The organism is Pseudomonas sp. KNUC1026 (genome assembly GCF_021650705.1).
Classification (GTDB): Bacteria; Pseudomonadota; Gammaproteobacteria; order Pseudomonadales; family Pseudomonadaceae; genus Aquipseudomonas.
Genome location: NZ_CP087138.1, coordinates 130,069 through 148,085, shown reverse-complemented (window position 1 = coordinate 148,085; position 18,017 = coordinate 130,069). Strand labels below are relative to the sequence as shown.

The window sequence follows — 18,017 nt, the reverse complement described above, 5'->3', positions numbered from 1 at the left end:
CAGCGGTGTTACATCACGCAAAGCCATCGCGGCACGCCAGGGCGTGCCTGATCGTCATCCTTGATCGTTGGGGGTTGTGTCCAGGTGGGCCCCGCAGGGCCCGGGGGTCAGAAGCCCACCGTTGCCGAGAGCAGGTAGGTTCTGGGGTAGAAAGGGTCAGGCCCGGGTCGCTGTCATCCGACGCGCCGGCCGAGGCCCAGTAGCGTTTGTTCATCACGTTCTCGACATTGGCGCGCAGGGTCACGTCCTTGCCGTCGACCTTGAAGGCGTAGCGTGCGCCCACGTCGAAGCGTTCCCAACTGCCGATTTCCTTGCTGTTGGCCTGGTCCAGGTATTGGGAGCTGGTGTAGATGCCGCGACCGGTGAGGGTTACACCTTGCAGGCCGGGCACGTCCAATTCGGCGCCCAGGTTTGCGTTGAAGCGTGGGGTGGCCGGAGCGCGGTTGCCGTCGTTGGCGCCATCGGTGGTGCCTTTGAGTTTGCTGTCGATGAACATCACACCACCCAGCACGCGGATGCCGTCGACCGGCTCGCCGAACGCGCTCAGCTCGATGCCGCTGTTCTCGCGCTTGCCGTTGGGGCCGAACAGGCGGTTGGCCGGGATCGGGTCGGTCTTGGTCTCGTAGGCCGGCTGCTTGATGCGAAACGCAGCCGCGGTGAAGGTGACACGGCCAAAGTCATACTTGGCGCCTACCTCGACCTGCCGGCTGATGAACGGCGCGAACACCTCGTCTTCGTTGGCGGAAGTGGACGGAGCGATCTTGCCCTGGCTCAGGCCTTCCATGTAGTTGCCGTAGAGCGACAGCCGATCGGTGAGCTTGTAGAGCACGCCACCGGATGGCGAGAACTTCTCCTCGTCGTAGTTGGTGGTGTCAGGCACGTTGTCGGTCCAGGTGTTGGTTTTCACCCGCTGCCAGCGCCCGCCGACGGTGACCAGCAAACGGTCGTCAAGAAAGCCCAGCGTGTCGGACAACGCCACCGCGGTGTAGCGGCTTTCGTTGTACACCTCGGCATCCTGCCGGATTGGCGTGGTCGGGTCAGGCAGGTCCACCGGGTTGTAGAGGTTGCTCCTGCCAGTGGCGTAACGCGCGCCGCCGTTGGTGTAGTCCATGTAGAAGTAGCTGGCGGCCAGGTTCACCTCGTGGCTCACAGGGCCGGTGCTGAACCAGTTGCGCACGCCGGCGGTGGCGGTGCGCACGTTTTCGTCACGGGTGAAGTCGCGCGGCTGCACGGTGAAGTCGCCGGCCGCGTTGGTGACTTGCACGTTGTGGCGCAGGAAGTCGTGGTCGCTTCTGCGCGCGCCCACGCCGCCGTAGACCATCACCGAATCGCTGACGTCATACTCGCCGTTCACGGCACCGAAGGTGTCGTTGGTGCGGCCCTTGGTCCAGGGCTGGGCGTAGTTGTGGCGCACGTCCTTGGCCGAGGGCACGGGTGCATTCTGGGCGACGCTCACCCGCTCTTGCGGGGCATCGGTGTCGCGCTCGGTGTGGCCGATGTCGGTGGACAGGCGCATGCGATCACCGCGGAAGTCCAGGCCCAGCACGGCCATCTGGCGATCGACGTTCTGGTGGTCCCACTCGGTGTCGCCAGACTGCTTCACGCCGTTGAAGCGCAGGCCGTACTGGTTGTCCGGGCCGAAACGCCGGCCGATGTCCACGGCGCCACCCACCTGGGTGTTGGAGGCATAGCTGCCGGTGAATTCGGTGATGGGCTTGTCGGTGGCGCGCTTGGGCACCACGTTGATGCCACCGCCGACGCTGCCACGCGGCGAGATGCCGTTGATCAGCTGAGTGGGGCCGCGGAAGATGTCGACGCGGTCGGCCATCTCCATGTCGATCGAATAGGTGGGCAGCAGGCCGTAGAGGCCGTTGTAGGCCACATCGGTGTTGAACAGGCTGAAGCCGCGAATGGTGAACTGCTCGAAGCGCCCGCCAGCGGGGTTGGTGGCGCGCACGGCCGGGTCGCTGGCGACCATGTCGCCGAGGGTGCGGGCCTGCTGGTTTTTCGCGGCGGCGCTGGTGTAGGTGGTCACGCTGAACGGCGTGTCCATGAAGTCCCGCGAGCCCAACAGCCCCTGCGAGCTGCGGCGCGCCACCTGGCCACCGGCGTAGGCCTCGCCTTCGTCGTCGGCGAACGAGGTGTGGGTGCCGGTGATGTTCACCGGTGCGATTTCCATCGCGTCGCTCTGCGGCGCCACCACCACGGTATACGCCCCCTCCGCGACTGGCCGCAGCTGCAGACCGCTGCCGGCAAGCAGTTGGGCAAAGCCGCCTTCGACGCTGTAGTCACCATTGAGCCCGGCGCTGCGCCGGCCGCTGACCAGGCTCGGGTCGACCGACAGGCTCACCCCGGCCTGGCTGGCGAAGCCGGTCAAGGCATTGGCCAGCTCACCGGCCGGCACGTTGTAGGCGCGGTTCTCGGCCCAGGCCGCAGTTGAGAAGGTGCCGGCTGCGAACAACATGCTCAAGCAAAGGGTGGGGCCGCAGAACGAGGACGTCAGCCGGCCGCGTGAACGGGCTCGCTGGCGGTGTGATGGAGGCATTGGCGGGCTCTCTTCAAAGTGATTTACCTCCAATGACAAGCGAGCCGGAAAAGGGGACAGGCCGGGCGCATCTTTTTCAATAAAGATCACACGGCTTTCTGCCGGGGCACCAGAGTGGCCCAGTAGCGGGTGCGCCACTGCACCTCCAGCGGCAAGGTGGCGGCCAGCACGGTGAGCACCTGGTCGGGGTCGGCCAGGCGGAAGCTGCCGGTCACGCGCAGGGTTTCGAGCTGCGGCGCCCAGCGCAATACGCCGGGGCGGTAGCGGTCCAGGTCACGCAGCACATCACCCAGCGGCTGGTCGATGGCCACCAGCACGCCGTCGCGCCAGCCGAGCTGTCTGGGGTCGAACTGGCTGATCGGCTCCACGCCGCGATCGCTCACCCTCACCCGCTGGCCACCACGCAAAGCCAGGGCGCTGTAGCGCATCGGCGTCAGGTCGGCAGCGCCGCTGTACACCGAGAACTGGCAGGCCTGCTCATCCTGGCGCACGTTGATTTCACCGCCGCGCAGGCTGCACACCCCGTGGGCGGTGTCGATCAAGAACGGCTGGGCGCTGGCCAGGCGCAGGGCGATTTCGCCACGGATCAACTTCACGCGGCGGCGGGCCTGGTCGAGGTTCACGGCGGTGCCGGTGTTCAGTTGCAGCTCGCTGCCGTCTGCCAGCGTGAGCGTGCGGCGTTCACCCGTGCCGGTGGAGAGGTCTGCGCGCCAGGCCGCCACGGGCAGCTCGCGCAGTGCAAGCCAGCCGGCCGGGGCCGCCACGGCCAGCCCCAGCACACCTTTGAGCAGCTGCCGGCGGCTTTGCCGTGGGCGGTCGAGGGTGGCCATGGCCAGCGCCGGCGGCAGGTTGGCGAAGCGGCCTTTGAGCGCCTGGGCGTTGTGCCAGGCGCGCTCATGGGTTTCGCAGGCCTGGCGCCAGCGTTGCAGGCTGGCAAGGTCGCGCTCGCTGAGCTCGCCGGCCTCCACCCGCACCAGCCAGCGGGCGGCTGCCCGGGCCACGCGGCGGGCGTCATCGCTCGGGGCGGGGTTCAGCACAGCTCCACCAGCAGGCAGTGTTCATAGGCCAGCGCCATGTAGCGTTTGACGCTGCGCTCGGTCACGCCCAGGCGCTCGGCGATGTCGCGGTAGCCCAGCCCTTCGAGCTGGCTCAGCAAAAAGGCGCTGCGCGCGCGGTCGGGCAGGCCGTCGAGCAGCTCGTCAAGGGCGTGCAGGGTTTGCAGCACCTGCCAACGGTGCTCTGGCGACGGCGCGCAGGCCGGCGGCAGGTGCTCCAGGGCGTCTAGGTAGGCTTTTTCCAGGCTGTTGCGCTTGTGGAAATTCACCAGCAACCGCTTGCCGATGGTCAGCAAGTACGCGCGCGGCTCTTTAAGGTCGGCAATGCGCTGGGAGCCGGCGAGCACTTTCATGAAGGTGTCCTGGCTCAGGTCGGCGGCATCGTGTCGGCTGCTCAGGCGGCGGCTGAGCCATTGCTCCAGCCAGCTTCGGTTGCCCTGGTAAAGGTGATGGAACGCTTGCGCATCGGAATTGGCGCGTTCGAGCATGGTCGGCACCTGCAAAGACGTTAATGAGATCGATTGTATTTCACATCAATGCATGATGGATACCTTCAGATAAATCTCATTTTTTCCCCGCCTCCTCCTCACGCTCGTCCAAATCGCCGGGAAGATTGCTCAGGCCAGAGAACTAAATGCCTTGCGCCTTATCTGATGGCGACTGGCCGCCATCCGTCATTGATCTGGCGCCGACATTCAGGCTCTGCCGACCCGGCTGGCCGTTTCTCTTCTTACGCTGTGGAGGCTGCCAGCGTGTCCCTTTTCAACCATTTCGCTATTGTCCGCTGGCTGCCGATTGCCTCTGCCGCTTTGGAGCGGTTCGACGCGCCGGCTGAGCCGAACGCCACTACGCCTACCTTTCCCCTGCTCAAACGCCTGAGCGATGCCATCAAAGGCGCGAGCGAGCGCCATCAGGCCTTGCAGTCCAACCTGGCTGAGGTGCAAGGCGAGCTGCAGGACCTTTCCGCACGCCTGGCCGAGCGCGAAGCCTATGCACTGGAGCTGGAAACCCGCTTCAACCTGGTCAACCGCGCCACCAGCGAAGGGTTGTGGGACATGAAGTGGTCGCCGGCGACCCGGTGAACCCGAAAAACGCCTTCTGGTGGTCCGACCAGTTGCGCAGCCTGCTGGGCTTTCGCGACGAGAGCGACTTCCCCAACCAGCTCGGCAGCTGGGCCAACCGCCTGCACCCTGAAGACAGCAAGCCGACCCTGGACGCCTTTGCCCGCCATCTCAACGACCGCAGCGCGCGCACGCCCTACGACATCGAATACCGGCTGGCGACCAAAACCGGCGAATACCGCTGGTTCCGTGCCACCGGCGAAACCCTGCGCGATGCCCAGGGCACGCCGCTGCGGGTGGCCGGCTCGCTGCGCGACATTCACGACCAGCGCCTGCGCGACGCAGAACTGGACGTGACCCTGACGCGCTTCGAGCTGGCCCGCGAAATGCTCAACGACGGGCTGTGGGACATGGAAGTGATCGCTGGCGACCCGGTGAACCCGAACAACCCCTTCTGGTGGTCGCCGCAGTTCCGCCGCTTGCTGGGCTTCGAGACCGTCGAGGAATTCCCCGATGTGCTCGACAGCTGGGCCTCGCGCCTACACCCCGAAGACAAACAGCGCAGCATCGAGGCCTTCGGCGCGCACCTGAACGACCGCAGCGGCCAGACCGCCTTCGACATCACCTACCGGCTCAAGCTCAAGAGCGGCGAATACCGCTGGTTCCGCGCCCGTGGCCAGACCCGCCGCCGCCCCGACGGCGCACCCCTGCGCGTGGTGGGCGCGCTCACCGATATCCACGCGGTGCACGAGCAGAACGAACTGCGCCAGGCGCAACAGGCCCAGCATCGGGAAATGGAAGACAACCTGCGCAAGGTGACCGAGATCGTCGGCTCCATCCAGGGCATCGCGGCGCAAACCAACCTGCTGGCGCTCAACGCCGCTATCGAAGCGGCGCGGGCCGGGAGCGCAGGCCGGGGCTTTGCTGTAGTGGCCGATGAAGTGCGCAAGCTGGCCACGCGCACCACCGAAGCGACTCAACGCGCTGCTGACATGATCGGTAACTAAGCTCAAGGCGCCGGCGCGGCATTGCGCCGCTGGTGCCGGCCCTCAAGGTTTTGCGGGCCGGTTCGATATCGTGTTAACCGACTCCTTGGATGAGTGCCCCATGTTCAACAGCAAACTTAAAAACAAACTGCAGCAACAGCAGTTGGAGTTGAACGCGCTCCGGAGCCTGAGAAGCCAGTTGGACGGGGCAATGATCAGCGTGACGCTGGACCGTGACATGGTCATCAAGGCCGCCAACGCCAATTTCATCGCCTTGCTGGGCAACACCGAAAACGCCGTGGTAGGCAAGCCGCTGGGCAATTTCACGCCCGCTTATGTCAAAGAGCTCAACTGCTACAAGAACTTCATCCAGGCCATGAAGAACGGCACCAGCGTGAGCGATGACTACCGCTTTATAAAAGCCGACGGCACCCTCGCCTGGATGCGCGCGACCTGGGTGCCGCAGTTCGACGAGCAGGGCAAGGTCATCGCTATGGTCGCTTACGGTTCGGACGCTACGGCCGCGCTGGATAAAGCCGAGGAAAATGCCGCGTTGCTCAATGCCCTGCAGCGCTCCACCGCAGTGATCGAATTCAGCCTCGACGGCCGAGTGCTGTGGGCCAACACGCATTTTCTCGACGCCATGGGTTACGCGCTGGGGCAGATCGTCGGCAAACACCACAGCATGTTCTGCACCACCGAAGACGTGGCGGCGCCTGCCTATGAAGCAGTTCTGGGAAACCCTCAACGCCGGGCGCTTCGTGGCCGACCGCTTCAAGCGCATCGACTCGCGCGGCCACGAGGTATGGCTGGAGGCTTCCTACAACCCGGTCTATGACGTGAACAAGAAGCTGGCCAAGGTGGTTAAGTTCGCCACACCCGTGACCGAGCAGGTGCAGCGTGAGCAGGAAGTGAGCTCTGCGGCGCGCACCGCCTACGAGATTTCCCAGCGCACCGATTCGGTGGCCAATCGGGGCGCGCAGGTGGTGCATGAAACCGTCTCGACCATGAACACCATTGTCGAGCAGATGACCTCGGCTGCGGTCGGCATCGAAGCGTTGGGTGAGCAATCGCTGCTGATCAGCTCCATCGTGCAGACCATCGGCGGCATCGCCCAGCAAACCAACCTGCTGGCGCTCAACGCGGCCATCGAAGCGGCGCGGGCCGGCGAGCAAGGCCGGGGCTTTGCGGTGGTGGCCGATGAAGTGCGCCAGCTGGCAGCGCGCACCAGCACCGCGACCGACGACATCGTCAGCGTGGTGCAGAAAAACCAGACGCTGGTCAACGATGCGGTGCAGAACATGGGCGGCAGCCGCGCCCAGGCCGAACAGGGCCTGGGGCTGGCGCGCCAGGCGGGCTCGGTGATCGTCGAGATCCAGAACGGCGCACGCGAGGTGGTCGGCGCCGTGGAGCAGTTCGCCAAACGGCTGTAAGGCCCGCGTGAGCGAAGCGGGTTCCAGAGCTTCGCCTATTCAACCGCCCGTTCCCGGCATGCTCCCATGCGCTTCCCGAGCAGCCGGAACGGGTTCCCCCACCATGAAGCAGCACTCACCCCTCGAAATCCTCCTGGCCGAGAACGACCCGGTGCCGGTGGGCCGTTGCGCCACCTGCCAGCGTGCTGGCTTGCCGATCCTGCCGCTGCGCAGTGCCTTTGCCACGCCGGCCGGTGATATCGACGCCGATGTAACCACAGCGCAATTGGGCCAGTTGCGCACACTGCGACAGGGTTACCTGTACGTCCTGCTCGACGCCCGGGTATGGCAGGCCTACGAGGTGACCGAGCAAGGCCTGTTGCGGCAGTTCGTGCCGTTGCAGATGCCGCTCGCCCCGCCGGCGCCGGTCACCGAGCAGTGCATCCGTAACAATCACCAGCTTCCTGCCTCCTTCATCAATATCGACACCGCCCGCTACAGCAAGGCCTGGCTGGCTTTCGCCAACGACCCTTGGCCGGGTGAGGTGCTTGATCTTCATAAAAAGGCCGTGCAAGGCGGGTCGCCGCTAGGGGCGCGCTTTCGGAAAGTGGACCTTGCGGTCGCCCGCGAACAGCCGGCGCAGCTTGGCATCGCCATGGCGGCTAAGCACATGGGCCTGGATTCGGTGCTGGAATTTGCAACCCGACAGCTTGATAAATTCGCCAGCACTCACGGCTTCTGCTCGCGCTGGAAACTGCCCCATGTATTTCAGGCCTACATCCAGACACTGACCGAGCGCGAAAAACTGCCGCAAGGCGTGCTGGCGCTCACCCTCGACGACCCGGTCGGCGTGCTGCAAGAGCTCAACGCCCAGCGCCTGGCGCGGTTCGAGGCCATGCAGCAATGGCGGGCCGAGCCGCAGCGGCGCTTCGAATGCTTCACCTCGCAAACGTTGCTCGGCCTGCGCGCGGCCTATGAGCGCAGCGCCGAGGCGCAGGCGGAGGAGGCGGTCGAAGAGGAGCGTGCGCGTCGCGAGAAATGGAACAGCGGCTATGCCGGCGATAAAGTCATCCTGCCACCAGTGAACGCCGCTGCGGTCACCGCAGAGCATCGCGAGGAGGCGCTGGCCCGGCTCGATGAACGCTATGACGAAAGTGCCCGAGCGGCATTCGAAACGGCTTACCAGAGCGAGCTCGATCGCTGGCAAAAGAGCGTCGACGCGTTGAGTGCGCTTTACGCCCAACACAGCGCCGATCCTCTATTCACGCTGATCACCAAGCACGATTACAGCGCCGACTGCCCGCTGTCGATTCAAGGTTTCATCCAGATGGTATCAGCCGTGCTGGGTGGCGGCCCGACCGAGCGGCTATCCGTTGAAGATCAGCCACTGGGGCCGACCCAGGCACTATGGAAACGCCTGCTCGAAGACACCGATAGCTTGTTCTACCAAGGCTTGGTCGCCAAGCATGAAGCGCTGCTCGATCTGGTGAAAACCGGCCTGGCTGGCGATGACCTGTATAAGGTGTACGACTTCGTCAAAAGCCTGATCACCAGCGATGACGGCAAGAAGCTGATGACCGAGGCAGTGCAGAACGCCAGCGCCCAACTGCTCGCCGCCGCCAATAACGCCCAGCACACCCTCGGCCCCCGGCTCAGCCAGCAGGCACGGGCGCTGGTCGGCCATCTCCACAGCATCGCCATGCTGCGCTATGCAGGCCTGTACTTCACGCCCATGACGGTGCAACTCACGGTTGGCGAATACCTGAAGTTGCTCAACAACACCCTGCGCACCCGCACCGAAGCCTTCATCAAGACGCTGGACGACAACCTGCGCAAACCGGGCCAGGCGAAAGTACGCGCAACAGTCATGAACGCCGCATTCACCGCTGCCATCTCAACCCGCAGCGAGAAGCTGATCACCGTCACCCTCTGGACGCTGGAAAGTGCTGGCGCGCTGAAGGCACGGCTTGCCCAGGCGGGCGAGCTCGCGCGTAACGGAGCAATGGCCAATGTGCGTGCCATCGGTATTGGGTTGGGCGGGTTGCAAAGTGGCCTGGCGAACAGCGTGCAGGAGCTGAAGATCAACGCCTCTGTGGCGCAGTTGCTGGCCAGGAATGCGCTGTGGGACTTGCAGGATGCAGTGAAAGGATACAAGCCTGGGACCGCGCCGATGCTGCTGAGCCTGGGTGGGTTGTGGTTTCAGCAGGACAGTTTGCTGCGTAATGTACAAAGCGCTATTGGAGGTTGCCAGTGATGAACGGGCAGAGGCGTTGGCGGCGGTGGGGTCGGCGACCTTTGGGGTGATCGGGATGGGAGTTGAGGCGGCGGGGTTTGCGGTGCAGGTGGCTCGGCCTCAGTGGATAAGTATCCGGGGAAAAGATGCATTGGTCGTAGGTAAGGGACTCGTCAAAGGTGGAAGCATTGTGGCTGCTCTCGCTGGATTAATGGATGGGACACAATATCGCATTGCAGCAAATCGGCTTGCACTGGTGGGGGATGATAAAGCTGCTGGAGTATATAGAATTGCAAGTTTTACAGCTTTCGCCTCAACAGGGTCTTTGGTTTATGCAGCCTATGCCGGCGGACTTTTACTTGGCTGGCTGGGAATAGGGTTGCTCATCGCTTTAACTACCTACGTCTTGGTCTCTTACGCGAAATCCCAGCAGTCCTCGCCAATGGAAATGTGGGCAAGAAAATGCCTTTGGGGATTACCTGCAACTAATAGGGTGTGGCTGACCGCTGAACAATCAGCGCTATCAGTGAACGAGCTCAATGTGGCCTATATAGGTGCAGCCGCGTATACGTTCAAGCAATCCACTTTCATCAGTGAAGGTGTTTCAGAAAAACGAGGCCGCTGCCTGCTGTGGGGGCGGCCCTGAATTCTCCAACCGGGACATCCTGAGCTACAGGATAAAACTGCCTAATTACAGCCAAACAACTTCACGGTACTCTTTCGAAATTTACGACAATGGCACCGGAGCGGTCCTCGGATATTGATAGCCAGATCAGAATACCAGGGGAAATTCGTGCTCAGTGATGCAAGCGAAGTAGCCGACCTGGATCAAAGTAAACATAGAATCGAAAGGCAGCAGGAGATCTTCGAAGAACGATTACTGGTCATAGAAGGTGGGATATTATTAAGAAAAAGGCACCTTTTAAAATTCGTGGAGATCGTGGTTATATTTTGGCCAGATACCAGATCCAGCTCACAGCCACTTACCATCACATCGAGTAGCGAATTTCATGTTTTCCCGACAGCCTGACACGACCGTAAACACTCCAACCCTGCTGCCTCCCTGTAAAGGTTGGAAAGCTGATCTGGCTGCACCGGGAGCCATTACTCGAAGCACGCCGGAAAATGCGGAATACCCTCTTTATAGAAATGGCATATACGTTGAGGTCCCAAGACATAGCTTTTCTGTTCGCGGCTTTGGCGTACTGCTAATACTGTTGATGCTGCCAACTTGCTTTCTTGAAGCGCAAATGATTTACCGTCACCTCCTTTCGCCGAGCATCATTCCGCTGACTATTGACATGCTCTCCATCGTGGTGATGAGTTTCACAGTCATGATTGCATACCGACTGGATTTCAGTGCTCCCCGAAACGAACCCATTCGGTTCAATCGCGCTCGTCAAAAAGTCTATGCGTACAACTTCAAACCCTGCGGGTGGAATCCTTGGTGTTCATGGCCTGTTGAAATCGAGGTCTACGAGTGGTCACAAGTCAGAGCAGAGCTCTGGTCACGCGGGTCCGGGACTAATCATAGGTGCGGCACGATGCTCTCAATCGTCAAACCCGGCACAAACGAAGTCATCGACCGCTTTCCCTTGAACTACGAAACGCTTTGCGAAGACCCGTGGCTCTACATCCACACCTACATGGAAAAAGGCCCCGACGCCCTCCCACCCTTCGACACCCCACGCGACCCGAACGAACTCGTCTGGTACAGCCCCCTCCGCCGCTGGGCGCCCAAGGTGAAGTGGCCCGAGGACATCGACCGTGAGTCCACAACTGCGCCCTGAAAACACTGATACTGATCGTTGCATGTACGAATTTCAGAAAAGAACCCATTCAGTGGCGTTAACCATTGTGGTTTTATCTTAGACAGGTTAACGGGGTGCATGCGCGAGAAAAAAAACCCAGCACAGCTAATTAAAAAAATTGGCTCACTTTAAAATGTCGATCTACCTAAATTATATAAAAACTCAACCAGTCATAAATTCCAAAACAGAAGAATTCATGAGTTCACTTCGCAGACGTCCCCCTCGGCCATCCCCTCAGTTGATACCACCCTGCAAAGGCTGGAAGAAAGATCTAATTTCTCCTGACGAGTGCAGTCACACCACAGAATGTGAGTTCCGATACCGGGGCGATTTCAATATGGGAAACCAGACCTTGATCGAGGTCTCGAGAGTTAGCGTGCTCTACAGGGGCGGGGCTACAGTGTGCTCGCTGCCGACACTAATATTCATGCCTTGGCTGATATACTCTATGATCGTGGACTGGCGAATGCTCGAACGGGAAGAGGGTATTATCTTTTTTTATTATCTGCACTGATCATAGCTTTATCGATACCCCTACTAAGAATAGATCTGAGTACACCACTAAACGAACCCATTCGCTTCAATCGTGCACGCCAAAAAATCTACGCCTATAACTTCAAACCTCACTGGACAGCCCCATTCAGCCCTTGGCCCATCGAAACCGCCGTCTACGACTGGTCACAAGTTCGTGCAGAGTTTTTCTATTACAGCTCAGGGTCTAATCACCAATATGGCATCACTCTCTCAATCGTCAAACCCGGCACGAACGAAGTCATCGATCGATTTCGCATGACTTACAACAACGCATCCGAAGACCCGTGGCTCTACATCCACACCTACATGGAAAAAGGCCCCGAAGCCCTCCCCCTTCGACCCCCCACGCGACCCGAACGAACTCGTCTGGTACAGCCCCCTCCGCCGCTGGGCGCCGAAGGTGAAGTGGCCCGAGGACATCGACCGTGAGTCCACCACCGCGCCGTGAGTTACCTTGGCTCTGAAAAAAACCGGTCACGATAGCAGGCAAGGTTCACCCGTACGGACCACGCAGGAAGCCTCGCATATGATGCGAATGGTTGCTTGCTGATAGAAGCCGCGATTGATCGTGTCCCAAGTAGTGGCGTGACTCACCCTTAGCCAAGAGCCACGATGACCATCCGCATTCACTCACCGGGCGGCTTCGGTTGGTTCAATTACACCACTTCCCGGGACACGATCTGGCCGAGAGCGGCCCGGTGCCGACCCTGCGCCTGCGCAGCGCTTTTGCCACGCCCGCTGTTAGGTTCTGTACGGAAATGTCAAGCTTACGCAGGAGCGCAGCTAAGCTGCGCGATGATGGCGACAAATCCAGCGATTTCATTGGCTTTGATGAGGACATCGCGCAGCATGGCTGCGGGCCTACAGGTGCTGCTTGCTTACTTCATGCAGAGCCTGGAAGGCAAATTAAGAACTGACCTTCTGAGATTAATTCATGAGCTATGTCGATGTTTTGAAACATGAGATGGCTGCTAGTCAAGACGACCCTGCATTCGCCGGGGGCTGCAGTGATGAGGCTATAACGGAATTCGAAAATGCACTGAAAGTCAATTTTCCCGAAGATTATAAAATTTTTTTAAGAAGGTTCGGTGCATTGTCTTTTGGTGGTGAGACTTTTTATGGAATCACCCAGAGTGGTTTAAAGCCCGATGAGGCCCCCTGCGTATATTTTGCTACCGAAACTGCCAGGAGCCAAGGTGATGCTGACGCCGGAATGATTGTCGTAAAGTCATCCGGCTATGGCCCGATTTATTCAATCGACACCCATTCGCTCGGTTCTTCGGGAAAGCCTGCGGTTGTTGAAACCGGGCTTTCTTTCAAGCGAGATAAATTGAAAGTCCTGGCCTATGACAGTTTCGAAGCGTTTTTTAGTGCAACCGTACGGCAGGCGATACTGGACGTATGAGGCCATGAATACTTGAGTGCGCAGGGTGTATTGCGAAGCGTCGCAGCGCCGCAGATTTCCATATATCTCACCACACCCAGGAAATAAGCGATGAGAACTATGAGGGAGGGAACATGAAGCATAAATTCGAGCCTGGTGATTTATTTCTTCTGCCCATTACCGCAGGTGGCTTTGCACTGTGCCAAATCGTCAGTGTATTCAAAGACCGGTTCAAGAAGATATTTTCTTTCGGCGTGATGCAAATTTCATCCAGCGACCTTGAACTTGAGTTGATCGAACGGGATTATCTACAGTTTGAAAACGCCAGAGGTCGGGAGCAGCTGATATTCACTTCCACAGAAAAACTGAACAGTGGTGAGTGGGTTATTGTCGGGCATGTACCACTCACGCCGACCAAGCTCACGTTCAGGTATTTCAGAGTTTCCTATAACCTGTACTGTGATGACGTGCTTCTGGGAAACCTGGACAAAATCAAGGCAAAAAAATATAACGTGATGGCAGTGGCTGGGTTTGAGCTTGTTCAAAGCTACCTCCAGCAACTGTCGGGAAACGGCCCTTCCTGATGAACGCTATTCTCCATGGTAATAGATCCTCAGTTGCTGAGGAACGTCAATGAGATGATAGTGTTTGATGCCAGGGCGCTTTTAAACAGGAAGGGCTATGAACAGAGAAGCGTACGAGACCTTGATGAGTTTCATGGCAGCCATGAGCGTTTGGGAAATCGAGTTCTGCAGTGCCCAGGATGAAGCCGATGAGCCCGGCTCCGATATAGGAATCATAAGAGATAGATACGCAGCGAAGCTTCTGGCTATTTTTGACCAGTATTCCATACACCACGGCGTGAACAGGAATAGATTGGTCGATCTAGGGAGCACCCTTCCTCCCACCTATGATCCCGAGAGGGATCACGTTGAGGTAGAAAAAGAAAATGAGCCAGTGTTTTTAGTCAAACAAAGTGCTGGTTTCAAAAGCCACTTCAGGTTTACGATGTTTCGCCACAATGAAACGTGGCTAATAAAGGAAAAGCAGCGCCTGGATGAAAATGGTCATTGGGCGCCATCGGCCTTGTAGGGTTAAGAATAAGCACGCATCTGGCTTTTTCGCTTTTACTCGACTGCTAATGCGGGATATCGCTGACAGGATGAATAGAACCATGGATTATCTAAAGCATCTCAACACGGTACTCTCAGCGGGCGGTGACTCGAAATTTCCCGGGTTGAAGTCGATCCTTATGTCCGGAAAAACTCAGGCGGGAGCCCCGCATGATGAAGCAATCGCATTTTTGTTGAGCACATATCAAAGAAGAATGATAAGTCTCGCTGGCTCCGAAGATCAGCCGTTGGGGCTGGTAGAGCTGGTTGAAAATTTATCGTCAATCTCAAATAGCGAGAGGGCTACAGTGCTACCTTTGAAAGACGACTCGCTGTCTGGAGAGTGTGTCATTGTAAATAATGAGCTGGTGGGTTGCGCGTTTGTAAAGCGGGGCGTTCTTTATCTGAACCGCGGCTTATGGATTGACGGAAAGAGAATCGAATGAATTGATAACCAGGTGCAGTGCTTTTTTATAGATAATATCTTTTTTTACACAATTCCTCTTTGATCAGAGTACTTAAAATGACTCGCACATTTTCAGTGATAACCGACACCGCGACCATCGTGATCTTTGATTTGGAAGCGATAAGGCATAGAATCGCCGATGCTCCTGACTGGTGGAGTATCTCGCAAGATGAAATGCTGGAAACCAATCTTGGCAACATAGCGTTTCTGGGTATTGGCCAGGACGGTGAGTACCTTATAAAAATTGTGCAAGATGTAGAAAAAGCAGACGGATCACTGTACCTGAACTTTCCGTCTGGGCAGGTATTCATAGGTGCTGGCGAGGACACTACAGGAGGCGGCCTGGAGCCTGACGGGACGCCATCGATTCAGGGGCAAATATTGCAATTCTCACCTGGAAGCCATTGTGTCAAATTCAAAAGGAATGGAACAACACTGGAGCTTTCCTTGACAGCATCACAAGGCGGATGCAATTCGATCTGCGAACCTTTTAAGCTTTGAATTTCTGTCTGGCCTTGTGTGCCCAAAGGTTCTTAAACTGCCACGGCCGAGTATGCAGGCATCGTTTTATTGGCCAGATTCCCAGCTATCATTTTCAACCGCCGTGAACATGCACCGAATAAGGCCCTGAATGATATCTGGGAGCGCATAGTCGACATCTACCATGCCGGCCACTGGCCGGTTGGGTATTACAAAGAAGAGCTGATTGTTCTGTAAGCTGAAATGGCTTTTTTACCTGCGTGGCTGTTTCATTACTTCCACCTTTCGCCACGCCCCCTACCCCAACTCCGCCTTCAACCGATCCCTGAAACTCTGAATCAACGGCTCCCGCGCCCGCCCGCGGCGCAGCGCCAAAGCGAAAGGCGCCTGGTACCCGAACGTGCCGGGCAGCAGCACCTTCAGCCGCCCCCGCTCCACCCACTGCTGTGCATGGTGCTCCGGCAGGTAGCCAATGTAAGCGCCGGAGAGCACGAGAATCAGCTGCGCCTCCATCGATTCCACCGTCGCGGCGCTGTGGCGAAAGCCGTGGCGGGCGAGCTCGGCCTGGGTCCAGTAGCCGCGCCCGACCATGCGTTGCTGGGTGATGACTTCCGCCGGGATGCCGCGCTCGCTGAACAGCGGGTGGCGGTCGCTGCAATACAGCCAGTGCTGTTCGCGGTACAGCGGCTGGTAGTGCAGGCCGTTGGTGCGCACGGAGAAGGCGCCGATGGCGAGGTCGAGGCGGTTTTCGAGCAGGCCCAGTTGCAGCTCGGCGGGGCTGAGCACCGCTAGGTGCAGGTGCACGGCGGGGTGTTCCTGGCTGTAGGCGCCGATCACTTCGGCGAGCGGCAGCGCCGGGTCGCTGACGGTGGAGTCGAGCACGCCCAGGTTCAGCGTGCCGCGCAGCTCCCCTTTGAGCGCGGCGCTGTAGCGCTCGAAGCTTTCGAGTTCGGCAAGCAGGCGCTGGGTTTCCTGATGGAATAGTTCGCCCTTGCTGGTGAGCCGGAAGCCGCCGCGGCCGCGGTGGCAGAGCACGATGCCGAGCTGGCTTTCGAGCTGGCTCATGTAGGTGCTGATAGCCGATGTAGAGAGGTTGAGCGACTGCTGGGCGGCGGCGAAACCCTGGTGGCGCACCACGGTTGCGAAGATGCGCAGCAGCTTGAGGTCGGGCGTTGGGCTGGCCATGGCAGGGCGTAAGCGTAAGAGAACAGGCTTGGAAGTGTACGCCGATAGTTTAGAAATCTCTGAACTGATTATTTGCCGTGGGGGATTTTCCCTGACGCAGCGCTGCCCACAATCGGCCGACAAAACCCATAACACGCTGAGGCCCGACCGTGGACAACACTTTCCACCAGCCCCTGGGCGGCAACGAAATGCCCCGTTTCGGCGGCATCGCCACCATGCTGCGCCTGCCCCATGTGCAAACGCCTGAAGGGCTCGCCGCACTCGACGCCGCCTTCATCGGCATCCCCCTGGACATCGGCACCTCGCTGCGCTCCGGCACCCGCTTCGGCCCCCGGCAGATCCGCGCCGAGTCGGTGATGATCCGCCCCTACAACATGGCCACCGGCGCCGCGCCCTTCGACTCGCTGAACGTGGCCGACATCGGCGATGTGCCGATCAACACCTTCAACCTTGCCGAGGCCGTGCGCATCATCGAGGCCGAGTACGACCGCATCCTGGCGCACGGCATCACCCCGCTGACCCTGGGCGGCGACCACACCCTCACCCTGCCTATCCTGCGCGCCATCAAGAAAAGGCACGGCAAGGTCGGGCTGGTGCACATCGATGCCCATGCCGACGTGAACGATCACATGTTCGGCGAGAAGATTGCCCACGGCACCACCTTCCGCCGTGCGCAGGAAGAAGGGCTGCTCGACAGCCAGCGCGTGGTGCAGATCGGCCTGCGGGCGCAGGGCTACACCAGCGAGGACTTCAACTGGAGCCGCAAGCAGGGCTTTCGCGTGGTGCAGGCCGAAGAGCGCTGGCACCGCTCGCTGGCACCTTCGATGGCCGAGGTGCGTGAGCAGGTCGGCGGCGGGCCGGTGTACCTCTCGTTCGACATCGACGGCATCGACCCGGCCTGGGCACCCGGCACCGGCACACCGGAGGTGGGTGGGCTCACCACCATCCAGGCGCTGGAGATCATCCGTGGCTGCCAGGGCCTGGACCTGGTGGGCTGTGACCTGGTGGAAGTGTCGCCACCCATGACACCAGCGGCAACACCGCGTTGCTGGGGGCGAACCTGCTGTATGAAATGCTCTGCGTGTTGCCCGGAGTGCTGCGCCGATGAGCCGCGAAGACGAAGTGCTCAAGGCAGCGGCCGAGCTGGTGCGGGCCTTTGGCACGCATGACAGCGACGGTTATTTCGCCTGCTTCAGCAGCGACGCGACCTTCATTTTTCACAGCACACCGCAAGCGCTGGGCAGCCGTGAGGCTTACCAAGCGCTGTGGCGGGAGTGGGAGGCCGATGGGTTCCAGGTGCTGGGCTGCCGTTCCAGCGACGGGCGGGCCTTGGTGCATGGCGAGGTGGCGGCGTTTACCCACCGTGTCGAGACGCACCTGAGGGTAGCGGGCGAGGAACATCAGTTGCAGGAACGTGAAACTATCGTGTTTCGCCGGGAGGGTGGGCACTGGTTGGCGTTTCATGAGCATCTGTCGGGGGTGCCCGCTGGTTGAGAGGTGGGGCAGTCGCGCGGCCAGCCGCCCTCCCACTTGTCTCAGCGACGGCGCCGTGGGAGGCCGGCTTGCCGGGCGACGGCTAGCCCCCCCCCACTTGTCTCAGCGACGGCGCCGTGGGAGGCCGGCTTGCCGGGCGACGGCTAGCCCCCCACTTGTCTCAGCGGCGGCGCCGTGGGAGGCCGGCTTGCCGGGCGACGTGTAACAGCAAGCCGCCCACTTGCATCCCTATAACAACGAAAGCGCTGTACTTCGCGGC

16 protein-coding genes and 4 pseudogenes are annotated in these 18,017 nt (G+C 59.9%); 16 read left to right on the top strand and 4 right to left on the bottom strand.

Annotated elements, in window-relative coordinates; translation table 11 throughout:
• Positions 1–107: 107 nt before the first annotated feature.
• From LN139_RS00395 to LN139_RS00385, 3 genes and pseudogenes are all read right to left on the bottom strand, one after another.
• Positions 108–2,464: pseudogene (locus LN139_RS00395) on the bottom strand (TonB-dependent siderophore receptor).
• Positions 2,465–2,631: 167 nt separating this feature from the next.
• Entirely contained in the window at positions 2,632–3,582 is a 951-nt protein-coding gene (locus tag LN139_RS00390; RefSeq protein WP_442964361.1) for a FecR domain-containing protein, read from the bottom strand.
• The gene (locus tag LN139_RS00385) at positions 3,576–4,088 is read right to left on the bottom strand and encodes a sigma-70 family RNA polymerase sigma factor (RefSeq protein WP_236357842.1); all 513 of its coding nucleotides are present in this window, start codon (positions 4,086–4,088) and stop codon (positions 3,576–3,578) included. Before LN139_RS00385 ends, LN139_RS00390 begins: the two co-directional genes overlap by 7 nt.
• Before the next feature lie 264 nt (positions 4,089–4,352).
• Here LN139_RS00385 and LN139_RS25330 point away from each other — a divergent pair, with 264 nt between their 5' ends.
• The 14 genes and pseudogenes from LN139_RS25330 to LN139_RS00315 all read left to right on the top strand — a co-directional run bounded on the left by LN139_RS25330 (position 4,353) and on the right by LN139_RS00315 (position 15,100).
• Positions 4,353–4,682 (top strand): hypothetical protein, encoded by a 330-nt coding sequence (locus LN139_RS25330; RefSeq protein WP_236357840.1) that lies wholly within the window; start codon positions 4,353–4,355, stop codon positions 4,680–4,682.
• Positions 4,649–5,326: pseudogene (locus LN139_RS25325) on the top strand (PAS domain-containing protein); the annotation flags it as partial. The gene LN139_RS25330 and the pseudogene LN139_RS25325, both read left to right, overlap by 34 nt.
• 99 nt (positions 5,327–5,425) lie before the next feature.
• Positions 5,426–5,641, top strand: a pseudogene (locus LN139_RS25320) (methyl-accepting chemotaxis protein); the annotation flags it as partial.
• 217 nt (positions 5,642–5,858) lie between these two features.
• On the top strand, positions 5,859–6,485 hold the full coding sequence (locus LN139_RS25315) for a PAS domain-containing protein (protein WP_236357838.1): 627 nt from the start codon (positions 5,859–5,861) through the stop codon (positions 6,483–6,485).
• Positions 6,370–7,080 carry a methyl-accepting chemotaxis protein gene (locus tag LN139_RS25310; RefSeq protein ID WP_236357836.1) on the top strand — a complete coding sequence of 237 codons (711 nt, stop codon included), beginning with the start codon at positions 6,370–6,372 and terminating at the stop codon, positions 7,078–7,080. Before LN139_RS25315 ends, LN139_RS25310 begins: the two co-directional genes overlap by 116 nt.
• A 103-nt stretch (positions 7,081–7,183) precedes the next feature.
• Complete coding sequence (locus tag LN139_RS00355) at positions 7,184–9,313, top strand: T6SS effector BTH_I2691 family protein (protein ID WP_236357834.1); 2,130 nt, start codon at positions 7,184–7,186, stop codon at positions 9,311–9,313.
• Complete coding sequence (locus LN139_RS00350) at positions 9,282–9,938, top strand: hypothetical protein (protein WP_236357832.1); 657 nt, start codon at positions 9,282–9,284, stop codon at positions 9,936–9,938. The genes LN139_RS00355 and LN139_RS00350 overlap by 32 nt, the downstream gene beginning before the upstream one ends.
• 364 nt (positions 9,939–10,302) lie before the next feature.
• The gene (locus tag LN139_RS25025) at positions 10,303–11,082 is read left to right on the top strand and encodes a DUF6708 domain-containing protein (RefSeq protein ID WP_329610989.1); all 780 of its coding nucleotides are present in this window, start codon (positions 10,303–10,305) and stop codon (positions 11,080–11,082) included.
• A gap of 423 nt (positions 11,083–11,505) precedes the next feature.
• The gene (locus LN139_RS00340; RefSeq protein ID WP_236357829.1) at positions 11,506–12,066 is read left to right on the top strand and encodes a DUF6708 domain-containing protein; all 561 of its coding nucleotides are present in this window, start codon (positions 11,506–11,508) and stop codon (positions 12,064–12,066) included.
• 505 nt (positions 12,067–12,571) lie between these two features.
• Entirely contained in the window at positions 12,572–13,042 is a 471-nt protein-coding gene (locus tag LN139_RS00335; protein ID WP_236357827.1) for an SMI1/KNR4 family protein, read from the top strand.
• 113 nt (positions 13,043–13,155) lie between these two features.
• The gene (locus tag LN139_RS00330) at positions 13,156–13,605 is read left to right on the top strand and encodes an Imm26 family immunity protein (RefSeq protein ID WP_236357825.1); all 450 of its coding nucleotides are present in this window, start codon (positions 13,156–13,158) and stop codon (positions 13,603–13,605) included.
• Between the two features lie 97 nt (positions 13,606–13,702).
• Positions 13,703–14,113, top strand: coding sequence for an NTF2 fold immunity protein (locus LN139_RS00325; RefSeq protein ID WP_236357823.1), 411 nt, complete (start codon positions 13,703–13,705; stop codon positions 14,111–14,113).
• 82 nt (positions 14,114–14,195) lie between these two features.
• On the top strand, positions 14,196–14,579 hold the full coding sequence (locus LN139_RS00320; protein WP_236357822.1) for a hypothetical protein: 384 nt from the start codon (positions 14,196–14,198) through the stop codon (positions 14,577–14,579).
• 77 nt (positions 14,580–14,656) lie between these two features.
• Positions 14,657–15,100 carry a DUF6386 family protein gene (locus LN139_RS00315; RefSeq protein ID WP_236357820.1) on the top strand — a complete coding sequence of 148 codons (444 nt, stop codon included), beginning with the start codon at positions 14,657–14,659 and terminating at the stop codon, positions 15,098–15,100.
• 276 nt (positions 15,101–15,376) lie between these two features.
• Here LN139_RS00315 and LN139_RS00310 read toward each other — a convergent pair whose 3' ends face one another.
• Positions 15,377–16,264: a LysR family transcriptional regulator gene (locus tag LN139_RS00310; protein ID WP_236357818.1), complete on the bottom strand. Its 888-nt coding sequence runs from the start codon at positions 16,262–16,264 to the stop codon at positions 15,377–15,379.
• Positions 16,265–16,413: 149 nt separating this feature from the next.
• Here LN139_RS00310 and speB point away from each other — a divergent pair.
• Positions 16,414–17,372: pseudogene (gene speB, locus LN139_RS00305) on the top strand (agmatinase).
• Positions 17,369–17,758 (top strand): YybH family protein, encoded by a 390-nt coding sequence (locus LN139_RS00300; protein WP_236357816.1) that lies wholly within the window; start codon positions 17,369–17,371, stop codon positions 17,756–17,758. Before speB ends, LN139_RS00300 begins: the two are co-directional and overlap by 4 nt.
• Positions 17,759–18,017: the final 259 nt, after the last annotated feature.